This window comes from Streptomyces ureilyticus, from assembly GCF_011045025.1.
In the GTDB taxonomy this organism is placed as follows: Bacteria; Actinomycetota; Actinomycetes; order Streptomycetales; family Streptomycetaceae; genus Streptomyces; species Streptomyces ureilyticus.
On sequence record NZ_JAAKZX010000123.1, the window covers coordinates 18,261 to 28,906 of the forward strand.

9 protein-coding genes are annotated in these 10,646 nt (G+C 70.8%); 4 read left to right on the top strand and 5 right to left on the bottom strand.

Annotated features, from left to right (window positions below; genetic code table 11):
• Positions 1-33: 33 nt before the first annotated feature.
• From G6048_RS30665 to G6048_RS30675, 3 genes are all read left to right on the top strand, one after another.
• Positions 34-1,077 carry a Gfo/Idh/MocA family protein gene (locus tag G6048_RS30665; RefSeq protein ID WP_165342859.1) on the top strand — a complete coding sequence of 348 codons (1,044 nt, stop codon included), beginning with the start codon at positions 34-36 and terminating at the stop codon, positions 1,075-1,077.
• Positions 1,074-2,114 (top strand): Gfo/Idh/MocA family protein, encoded by a 1,041-nt coding sequence (locus G6048_RS30670; RefSeq protein ID WP_165342860.1) that lies wholly within the window; start codon positions 1,074-1,076, stop codon positions 2,112-2,114. Before G6048_RS30665 ends, G6048_RS30670 begins: the two co-directional genes overlap by 4 nt.
• 128 nt (positions 2,115-2,242) lie before the next feature.
• Entirely contained in the window at positions 2,243-3,418 is a 1,176-nt protein-coding gene (locus G6048_RS30675; RefSeq protein ID WP_165342861.1) for a cytochrome P450, read from the top strand.
• Positions 3,419-3,434: 16 nt separating this feature from the next.
• Here the strand turns inward: G6048_RS30675 and G6048_RS30680 are convergent, their stop codons facing one another.
• Together G6048_RS30680 and G6048_RS30685 are read right to left on the bottom strand one after the other, a co-directional pair.
• A complete protein-coding gene (locus tag G6048_RS30680) occupies positions 3,435-4,562 on the bottom strand; it encodes an amidohydrolase family protein (RefSeq protein ID WP_165342862.1) in 1,128 nt (375 codons plus the stop codon).
• Between the two features lies 1 nt (position 4,563).
• Complete coding sequence (locus tag G6048_RS30685) at positions 4,564-5,967, bottom strand: glutamine synthetase family protein (RefSeq protein ID WP_165342863.1); 1,404 nt, start codon at positions 5,965-5,967, stop codon at positions 4,564-4,566.
• Positions 5,968-6,118: 151 nt separating this feature from the next.
• Here G6048_RS30685 and G6048_RS30690 point away from each other — a divergent pair, with 151 nt between their 5' ends.
• Entirely contained in the window at positions 6,119-7,519 is a 1,401-nt protein-coding gene (locus G6048_RS30690; RefSeq protein ID WP_165342864.1) for a cytochrome P450, read from the top strand.
• An 84-nt stretch (positions 7,520-7,603) separates the two neighbouring features.
• Here the strand turns inward: G6048_RS30690 and G6048_RS30695 are convergent, their stop codons facing one another.
• From G6048_RS30695 to fmdA, 3 genes are read right to left on the bottom strand one after another with little or no spacing between them, the layout of a single operon-like run.
• Positions 7,604-8,185 (bottom strand): DUF1097 domain-containing protein, encoded by a 582-nt coding sequence (locus G6048_RS30695; RefSeq protein WP_165342865.1) that lies wholly within the window; start codon positions 8,183-8,185, stop codon positions 7,604-7,606.
• Between the two features lie 2 nt (positions 8,186-8,187).
• The gene (locus tag G6048_RS30700) at positions 8,188-9,222 is read right to left on the bottom strand and encodes an alpha/beta fold hydrolase (RefSeq protein ID WP_165342866.1); all 1,035 of its coding nucleotides are present in this window, start codon (positions 9,220-9,222) and stop codon (positions 8,188-8,190) included.
• Between the two features lie 20 nt (positions 9,223-9,242).
• Positions 9,243-10,490 carry a formamidase gene (gene fmdA / locus G6048_RS30705; protein ID WP_165342867.1) on the bottom strand — a complete coding sequence of 416 codons (1,248 nt, stop codon included), beginning with the start codon at positions 10,488-10,490 and terminating at the stop codon, positions 9,243-9,245.
• Between the last annotated feature and the right edge of the window lie 156 nt (positions 10,491-10,646).

Genomic DNA, 10,646 nt, shown 5'->3' on the forward strand with positions numbered 1-10,646 from the left:
AAGGCCTGAACCCACAGGAGGTCGGAGAATTCCATGGCAGAACTCGAAGTCGCGCTGATCGGCGCGGGCGGCATCGCCCGCACGCATCTGCCCGCGTGGGTCGCCCTCGGCGCGCGGGTACGCCTGTACGCACCCGACGGCCGCGCCCCCGCCCTGGCCCGCGAGTTCGGCGCGACGTCCGTGGGCTCCTTGGGTGAGGCGATCGCCGGGGCCACCGTGGTGGATGTGTGCACCCCGACCGATACCCACCGGGAGATCACGCTGGCCGCCGTCGCGGCCGGGGCCCATGTCCTGTGCGAGAAGCCGCTGGCGCTCAGCGCGGCCGAGGCCGGGGAAATGGCCGACGCGGCGGAAGCGGCCGGGGTGAGGCTGTACCCGGGACATGTCGTGCGCTTCTTCCCCGCCTACGCCCGGCTTCGCGACCTGGTCGCCGGGGGAGGCCTGGGCCGGGTGGCGGTCGCCCGGTTCACCCGTACCGGCCGCTATCCCACCTGGAGCGGCTGGTTCGCCGACCCGCTACGTTCCGGCGGGATTCTGACGGACCAGATGATCCACGACATGGACATCGCCCGTTGGCTCTTCGGCGACGTCGTACGGGTCCACGCCCGGCACCAGGGGCATCTCACCAACCCGGCCCCGGAAGGGGCGGTCGCCACCGGTACCGCCGTACTCACCCACGCGGGAGGCGCCATCACGCAGGTCGTAGGGGTGTGGGGGCCGCCGGCAACACCGTTCCGTACCACGTTCCATGTATCGGGCACCGGCGGTACCGTCCAGCACGACTCGCAGGCCCACCTCGACCTGCGGATCACCGGTCGCGCGACCGGCGGCCCGGCGGACGGCATACCCGCCGGAGACTTCGGGGAGTCGCCCTACCTCACCCAGATCCGCGAGTTCGCCGAGGCGTTCGCGGGCGGTCCGGAACCCCGGGTGAGCGGCAGGGACGGCGTGGCGGCCGTCCGCATCGCCGAGGCCGCGGCTCAGTCCGCGCGTACCGGACGGACCGTTGAACTCGCCCCGCCGGCCCCGCTCGTCCCACGGCCAACCACCGTACCCACAGGGGGAATTGACCAGTGAGAGTCGCCGTACTGTCCTTCGCCCATGTGCACGCCGCGACTTACATCGGGCTGCTGCGTGACCGCGACGGCATCGAACTGATCACCTCCGACCCGGACGCTCCGCCGGGCGACCCCACCCGGGGTCGTCAACTCGCCGAAAGCCTGGGTGCCGCCTACGTCGACACCTGGGACGAGGTGTTCGCCCTCCGCCCCGACGCCGTGGTGGTCACCAGCGAGAACGCCCGGCACCGGCACCTGGTCGAGCGGGCCGCCGCGACCGGGGCACATGTGCTCTGCGAGAAGCCCCTCGCGACGACGGAGGCGGACGCACGAGCCATGATCGACGCCTGTGAGCGCGCCGGGGTCGGGCTGATGACCGCCTATCCCGTACGGTTCAGCCCGGCCTTCACCGCCCTGCGCCGCGCACTGGCCGACGGCTCGCTCGGCGGGCTGATCAGCGTCCACGGAGCCAACAACGGTTCCAACCCGGCCCGTTCGCGCCCCTGGTTCGCCGACCCGGAACTGGCGGGCGGCGGAGCGCTGGCCGACCACACCGTCCATATCGCCGACCTCGTGGACGTGTTGCTGGACGGCGAGGAGGCGGCGGAGGTGTACGCCCAGGCCAACAGCATCCTCGACGACGACGGCGGCCCCGCTCCGGGTGTCGAGACTGCGGCTCTTGTCACCGTCCGGTACCCCAGCGGGTTGGTCGCCGCCGTGGACGCCAGTTGGAGCCATCCGCCGGACCACCCGACGTGGGGCGGGCTCGCCATGACCTGCGTCGGAGAAAAGGCGATCGTGGAGTTCGACGCCTTCCCCCCGCTGCTCGGCGGATTCGACTCCGCCACCGGTCGCGACCGCTGGGAGGCGGGCGGCACAGACCTGGACGCCGCCATGCTGGAGGAGTTCCTCGACACCATACGCACCGGAAGGCGGCCGTCTCCCGACGGCGAGACCGGCCTGCGTACCCTCAGGATCGTGCTGGCCGCCTACGAGTCGCTGCGCACCGGACAGCCGGTCGCACTGCGGGATGCCCCTGGCACGGAAGGCGGCTGAACTCCTGGCAGACGGCCGCCGACGCCGGGCCGGGCCGGGCCGGGCCGGGCCGGGCCGGGCCGGGCCGGGCGAAAGAGGTTGTTAGCCTTGGCTGTGATCGGTTTCCCGCTGCACGGCAGAGGTTCGCGATGAACCGCGTCGACTCCTTCCCGCTCGGTGCCGCGACCACGCTCGCCGAGCTCGCGCGGGATCCGCATCCGCGACTGGCGCTGCTGCGGGCGCATGAGCCGGTCTCCTGGCTGCCCGAGCTGGACGGCTGGCTGGTGACGCGTCGCGATCTCGCGTTGAGCGTGATGCGGGACGCCGAGACCTTCACCGTCGACGACCCTCGGTTCTCCACCGCTCAGGTCGTCGGGCCGAGCATGCTCTCGCTGGACGGTGACCAGCACACCCGCCACCGTGAGCCGTTCACCTCTGCTTTCCGCCCTCGGACGGTGCGTGACGGTTTCGCTTCGTTCATCGAGCGGGAGACCGACCGGCTCATCACCACCCTGCGGCCGACGGGCACCGGCGAACTGCGACGTGCCTTCGCGGGCCCGCTCGCCGTCGCCGTCGTGACGGAGGCGCTCGGGCTGGTCGGCACCACCCCGGTTACGGTGCTCGATTGGTACGACTCCATCGTGCGGTCGGTCTCGGCCATCACCGCCGGCCATGAGGCGGAGCCCGCCGGTGCCGCGGCGTACGCACGACTGCGGGCCGCCGTGGAAGCCACCGTCGCGGACCGCGGAGGTTCCTCGCTCCTTGTCTCCGCTGCCGGGCGGCTGACGCTGCCCGAGGTGGCGTCCAATGCCGCGGTGCTGATGTTCGGAGGCATCGAGACCACCGAGGCGATGATCACCAACGCGCTGCTGCACCTTCTGCGACACCCGGGCCAACTCGCCCTGGTCCGGGCCGACTTCGGCCTGTTGGACGGCGCGATAGAGGAATCCCTGCGCCTGGAACCCGGCGCGGCGGTCGTGGACCGCTACGCCACCCGAGATACCGTCCTCGGCCCGGCCACCATCCGCCGGGGCGACCTGGTCACCGTCTCCCTGACGGGCGCCAACCGCGACCCAGCCGTCTTCCCCGACCCCGACCGCTTCGACATCCGACGCGAGAACGCGCGCCTCCAACTGGCCTTCGCACACGGCCCCCACTACTGCATTGCCGCACACCTCGCCCGCCTGGAGACCCGCATCGCCCTCCAGCACCTCCTCGAACGCCTCCCCGCCCTGCGCCTCGACCCGGACCGCCCCGCCACTCCGTACGGCCTGGTCTTCCGCAAGCCCGACACCCTGCATGTGCTGTGGGACAGTCCTGCCTGATCGGTCCTGACCGGTGTCATAGGGGGAGCCCGTACACCCGGCAGGCGTTGTCGCGCCCCATCCACCGGCTGATCCGGAGCGCATCGGGCAGGCTCAGTTCGTCGGCGTCCACCCGGTCCTGGAGCAGCCCTGCCAAGCCATGCCGGAAGGCGAGGGCGCCGAGTTGGTAGAACTCCGCGACCCCGTACGCGTCGGAGCTGTAGAGCAGTTTGCGGAACGGGGTGATCTCCAGCGCCTCCTCCAGGACCGCGCGGGCCCGTGCGGGGCCGACGTAGTGCAGGGTGAGTCCGACGTCGAGGTACACCTGCTCGAAGACCGTCGCCAGGTAGGCGGCCTGGCGCTGATAGGGCCAGCAGTGCAGGAGCAGTACGGGAATGGTGCCGGACGTCAGGTGCAGCCAGTCGGTCAGCAGGCTCGGGTCCACCCGGTGCATCCGGATGTCGCTGTCCCCGAAGCCGGTGTGCAGTTGGAGCGGCAGCCCGAGGTCCACGGCGGTCCACAGCAAGTGCCGTACGAGCACCGGGTCGTTGAGGCGCCCGCCGCGGGCGAGCCACCGCCGGGCCGACTCGGTGACCTCCGGATCCGAGGGGCGCGCCGGGTCCAGGCCGAAGCCGGTGCGGTAGGCGGCCACCGACTTCACCGCGACGACGCCAGGACGTCGTACGGCATCCCACGCGGCCGCCCGGAAGACGTCCGCGTACGCGTCCGGCTCGACCCCCTTCACCGCGACGCCTTCGGCGACGCTCTCCAGCCGTACGACCTCGTACGCGGTCCCGCCCGCGACCTCGGCCAGCTCCCGCGGCGTGGTGAGACGCTGCGGCGCGTACCCGGTGTCCACACAGAACACGTCCGTGCCCGCGGCGGCGAGAAGACGCCGGTCGACCTCGTTCCGGCCCAGTTCGGCCCGCCGGGCGAGGTACTCCTCGGGCGGCGCGTGACGCGGCAGGTCCAGCAGGGGAGCGCAGTGGCGGCGGAGCGCCACGCCGACAGGGCTGTCGAACGGCGAGATCCCGGGCCAGGTACCGCCCTCCGTGATCAGCGACTTGAAGCCCTCGCGGTCCAGGGCGGCGGTGACGACGCCATGGCAGTGGTGGTCCACCAACCGCAGCGCGGCGAGCGTCTCTTGGACGGGTCCCGCGCTCACGTCAGTACTTCCAGCGGTACGCCGCCGCCACCTGACCGTCGTCCAGCCCGGCCACCGCCGCGATCTCGCCGAGGCGCACGGCGATCACGGCGTCGGCCAGGACCGGTCCGAGCGCGGCGCGCAGCAGTTCGTCCTTGCGGAACTCCTCGACGGCCTCGTCCAGCGACGTCGGCAGGCGGCGTACGCCCCGGGTCGCCGCCTCCTCGGCGCCGAACCGCGCCGGATCTCCGGTGATCTCGTCGGGCAGGGCCGCGGACGACTCCAGGCCGTCGAGTCCGGCGGCGATCAGGCAGCTGAGCGCGAGATACGGGTTGGCGGCGAGGTCGACGGGCTTCACCTCCAGGTTCGCCGCCTGGGCGCGACGGCCCGCCGTGCCGGTGATGACGCGCACCGCGGATTCGCGGGTCTCGCGGCCCCAGGCGGTGAACACCCCGGCCCACTGCGAGGGTTTGAGCCGCAGATAGCTCGCCGGGCTCGGCGCGGTCACGGCCGTCAGCGCCGGCAGGTGTGCGAGCAGTCCGGCGGCGAACGACTCCGCCTCCGCGGTCATGCCGTACCGGCCCTCGCCGCCGGAGTGCAGGCTCCTTCCCTCGCGCCAGGCGGAGAGATGGACATGGCCGCCGTTGCCGACGCCCTCGGCGAAGACGGCCGGGGCGAACGAGACCCGGAGACCGTGCCGTTGTGACACCGCTCGGATGGTCTGCCGTACCAGCACGCTGCGGTCGGCCGCGGCGACCGGGTCGAGCGCACCCACCGAGATCTCGAACTGACCGGCCGCGTACTCGGGATGCAACTGGTCGACATCCACCCCCTGGGCGGCCAGCGCGGCCAGCAACTCGGCGGTGCAGTCGCTCAGTTCGACCTGCCGGGCGGCGCCGTAGGCCGGGCCCGAGACGGCGGGCGCGAAGTCGTCGCCGGGGGCCGATCCCTCGCCGACCGCCCACTCGATCTCGACGCCCGCCTTGAACGAGATCCCGTGCCGCTCGGCGGCGTCGGCGACGATCCGGCGCAGAAGGGTGCGACCGCACCCCGAATGCCGCTCGCCCTCCTGGGTGACCCGGTCCACCGGGGCCCATGCCCAGCCGGGCTGCCCGGACAGGACGGCCAGGTGATCGAGATCGGGGTAGAGGCGAAGATCGCCGTCAGGGGAGCCGAGTACGTCGGTGGAGACGATGGAGTCGTTCGCCAGGAACGTGTCGAACACCGGCGACATACCGACACCCCACGCGGCGGCCGAGGCGAGCTTGGCCGTCGGGATCGTCTTCACCCGGCCGATGCCCGCGGTGTCGACGTAGGCGAGGACGATGCCGTGCACGCCCCGCCCGGTCAGCTCCGCGCTCAGGGCGGTGGCCCGCTCGACATCGCCCGGGCGCCCGCCGGGAACGGGATCGGCAAGGGTGGTCATATGTCCTCCTCGGCGAGGTTGATCCGATACTCACGTGGATACCGCACCCGGACAACTCCCCCTGACCGGCCTGAGGTATGGTCCCCACCGGTCAGTAACAAAACCGAACGGTTGCCCGCCGTTACGGAGAGTGTCGGAGGGCCGCAACGCGATGGAATCCCAGTTTGATGACGGCGCATCCGTGGACCTGGACGACACACGGCTCGAGGAGTTGAACCCGCAGCCGCTGCTGACCCGCGACTACGAGACGCGCCCCGCCCTCGTCTACGAACAGCTGAGGCAGCAGCACGGCCCCGTCGCCCCCGTCGATCTGCTCGGTGTCCCCGCCTGGCTGGTGCTGGGATACCGCGAGTCCCTCCAGGTGCTCCAGGACGACGACGGCTGGCCGAAGGGGCTGGAGAACTGGCGTGCCCGTACCGAGGGCAGGGTGCCCGCCGACTGGCCGCTCGGGCCCTCCCTCGAGGTCAACCACGTACTGATTCAAGGCGGTCGGGGCTACCGAACGCTGCGGACCGCGTGGGACGCCGCGCTCAAGCCGTTCCAGGACCCGCGCCACCCGCAGGCGAAGCGCCTCAGGACGGCCGTCACCGCGTACGCCGACGAGCTCATCACCCTCATCGCCCAGGGCGGCAGCACGGGTGTCGCGGACCTGTCCGCGCAGTTCTCGCGACCACTGCCGCTGATGGTGGCCAGCCATCTGCTGGGCTTCCCCGGCTCGCAGGGCGACGACGCGCTGATGGACATGTGGCGCGTACTGGACGCGGGCCCGGACGCCGAACCCGCGCTTGAGCGGCTGCTGGAGACGCTGGCCCAACTCGCGGCGGCGAAACTGAAGGAACCCGGCGACGACTTCCCCTCGTACCTGCTGGCCGCGCACCCGGATCTCTCGCTCGACGAACTTGCCCGCGAACTGTTCATGCTGCTCGGCATGACGTCCGACCACGTCGGCATCCTCGTCTCCAACACCGTGGTCGAAGTGGTCTCGGGTGAGGGCGGTGTACGGGCCAGCCTGTCCGCCGGGATGGTCAGGGAGGCCATGAACCGGGCGGTCATGCGCAAGCCGCCGCTGGTGAACTTCGTGCCGCGGTTCGCCGCCAAGGACACCCCGCTCGGCAACTACACGATCCGCGCGGGCGACCCGGTGTGGGTCTCCTCGGCCGCCGCGCACGCCGACCCGCTCTTCGCCGAGCACGTCGAGGGGAGCACCACGATCAGCACACGCGCCCACCTGTCGTGGGGTGCGGGCCGCCGCCAGTGCCCCGCCCGGGAACTGGCCTCGACCGTGGCGGCGGTGGGCGTGAGCCGCCTCTTCGAACGGTTCTCCGACCTGGCCCTCGCCCTCCCGGCCGACCAACTCCCTTGGCGCGCCTCCCCGTTCATGCGCGGCCTGCGCTCCCTGCCCGTGCGGTACGAACTCGCCTCACCGGCCGAGCAGCCGGCGCCGACCGATCCCGAACCGGAGACGGCAAACCCGGTGCTGCCGGACCGTTCCGCCCGGCAGCGCTCATCGCTCTGGCGCTACCTCACAGGGCTGATCCGCCCGGGCCGTTGATCCCCTGAGCCGGACCACGCCGTCACGCGCTGATCGATGAGGGGCCCGCCAATCGAGCAGCGCAGCTCATGGCGGGCCCCGTGCTCAGGCGCGCGCTTCGCTGGCCGAAGGTGTCACCTCCCCGGTTTCGCGTACGTCGGGCTCGGGTGCCGGGATCGGTGAGGCGAACATCAGCCGCAGTCCGAGAGTGGCCGCGAGCGGGCCGAGGGCGCACATCGCGGCGGCGCTGACGAAGGCGGCGCCCAGATTCCCCGCGTCATAGCCGAATCCGCCGAAGTACGTGGCGAAGGTCGACGCGAAGCCGAAGAACATCGCCGGGATGAGAGCGAACGGCTTCAGCCGGCCGGTCGCCAGCAGGGTGCCGTTGACGAAGAAGATCACCACGCCCAGCGCCAAGGTCTGGGCGAACGCCCCGGTGCCGAACATCGTGCCCGTCTCCCGGTTGAGCAGTACGGCCACCACCGCGAACCCCGCCCCTGTCGTGGTGGCGGTGATCATGGAGATGGCGTTGGCGACGCTCGGCCCGCCCTGCATGAACGTTCCGGCCCAGGTGATGAAGATCGCCCAGGTCGGCATGTTGAGCGGGCTCATCAGGAGGAAGACGGTGGCGAAGGCGACGATCGAGGCGCTGACCTCGTGCGGCAGTGTGATGCGTCCGATGTTCATGGCTACGCCAATCCGCCCGGCTTGGCCAGCAGTTCCTTGATACCCGTGTCGATGAACTCGGTGTCCTTGGGGCTGCTGCCGCCGCCGGCGAAGTGGCCCCAGATGCCGGGGATCACGCGGAGTTCGGCGCCCGGTATGTGGCTGACGGCCCAGGCCTCGTCCTCCGGCGGGAAGTAGAGGTCCTTCTCGGCGGGCATGTCCAGCGTGGTCGCCTTGATGGAGGCCAGCGCCGCCTCGGTGTTCCCGTCGAAGCCGGGGGTGAGCCCGACGTCGCCGTTCTGCCAGGTCCAGAGCATGGTGAGCAGGTTGTTGGGGTCGCGGCCGTCGAGGAAGAAGCCCTCCCAGAAGCCGACTAGGAAGTCCTCCAGGGAGGTGTAGCCGAGCTTCTCGTACTCCTTCTCCCAGTAGAACGCCTGCGAGAAGCCCCATCCCGCGTATACCCGGGCGAGCGCGCGCAGTCCGGTGGTCGGCCACTTGTTCTCGTCGTACCAGCCGCCGTTGTAGACCGCGTCGGCGGTCAGCGCGGCCTTGACGCCCTCCAGGAAGACCTTGTTGTGGAGGCTGGTGCGCGGGGAGCCGCAGAAGGGGGCGATCCGCTCGACCATCTCCGGGTAGCTGACGGCCCATTGGAAGGTCTGCCCGGCGCCCATCGACCAGCCGGTCACGAGCTGGATCTTCTCGATGCCGAACTCCTCGGTGACCAGCTTGTGCTGGGCCTCGATCTGGTCGTACACCGTGATGTCGGGGAAACGGGCGCGGTCGTACGGCGGCGGGGTGTTGCTCGGCGAGGTGGACAGGCCGTTGCCGAGCATGTTCGGGACGATGATGAAGTACTCGGCCGGGTCGAGGGCCATGCCGGGGCCGATGAGCCACTCGTTGTCCCAGTGGCGGCCGGAGTACCAGGTCGGGTAGACGATCACGTTGGACTTGTCCGCGTTGAGCTCGCCGTACGTGGTGTAGGCGAGGTGCGCGCCGCGCAATGTGGCGCCGCTCTGGGTGGTGAAGTCGCCCAGCTGGAAGGTGAGATGGTCACTCATGGGGCTGCCTTTCGGGACGTTCAGGAGGTGACGGCGCACTGGCCGCGGTCGGCTTTTCTCGGGCCCTCGGCCGTCGGCCGGATGTCGAAGTCGAAGATGGCCGTGGGGAGGTAGAGAGTGCTGCACGCGTTGGGGATGTCCACGACGCCGCTGAGCCGGCCCTCGATCGGGGCCGAGCCGAGCAGGAGGTAGGCCTGCTCGCCGCTGTAGCCGAAGGACATGAGGTACTCGACGGCGTTGAGACAGGCGTTGCGGTACGCCATCGTCGCGTCGAGATAGTGATTGGTGTCCGTGTCGTGGTCGACGGAGATGCCGACGAACGAGATGAACTCGGTGTACTGGGGCGCGACGTTGCCCGGCATGAAGATCGGGTTCGTCGTCACCCCGTACTTCTCCATGCCGCCCTTGATCAGGTCGACGTGCAGGTCGATGAAGCCGCCCATCTCGATGGCGCCGCAGAAGGTGATCTCGCCGTCGCCCTGGCTGAAGTGCAGGTCGCCGCCGGAGAGCAGGGCGCCGGGGACGAGGACGGGATAGAAGACCCGCGAGCCGCGGGTGAAGTTCTTGATGTCGTGGTTGCCGCCGTTCTCCCGCGCCGGGACCGTACGGGCGCCTTCGGCGGCGATACGGGAGGCCGTCTCGCCGTCCGCCGTGCCGGCCAGCGAGTTGTCGGCGAGCGGAGGCAGTGCGAGCGCCGGAACCCGGTGCGGATCGGTGTCGATGAGGGCCTGCTCGCGGGCGTTCCAGCGGGCCAGCAACTCGGCGGAGGGCGCGGTGCCGAAGAGGCCGGGGTGGGTGATGCCGGTGTAGCGGACGCCGGGGATGTGCCGGGAGGTGGCCTGCTGGCCGTGGAAGTCCCAGACGGCTTTGTACGAGTCGGGGAAGCGGTCGGTGAGGAAGCCGCCGCCGTTGTTCTTGGCGAAGACGCCGGTGTAGCCCCAGCCTTGCCCGGATCCTTCTCCTTGCGACTGCGGTACGGGGCCCAGGTCGAGGATGTCCACGACCAGCAGGTCACCAGGCTCGGCGCCCTCCACGGCGATGGGGCCGCTGAGCATGTGCGCGTGGGTGAGGTCGACGTCGCGGACATCGTTGGCGGAGTCGTTGTTGCCGATCTGGTTGTCGGTCCAGTCCCGGCACTCGATGCGGAAATCCGAGCCCGGCTTCACGGTGACGGCCGGCGGGATGTCGGGGTGCCAGCGGTTGTGGCCGGGGACCTTCTGGTCTCGCATGGACATGGCTTGGTCGACGCTGAAGACGACTTCGGGCATGAACGGCCTCCAGAACAGGGGGAGTCAGGGCTTGGGCAGCAGGGCATGGCGGGGGTCGGCGGGTGCAGCCGGACTGCGACGGGCCGGGGGGACTTCGCCGACGACGCGCGGTTCGTGGGCGCTGGCCTCCTGGGCGTGCAGGGCGCGGGACAGGGG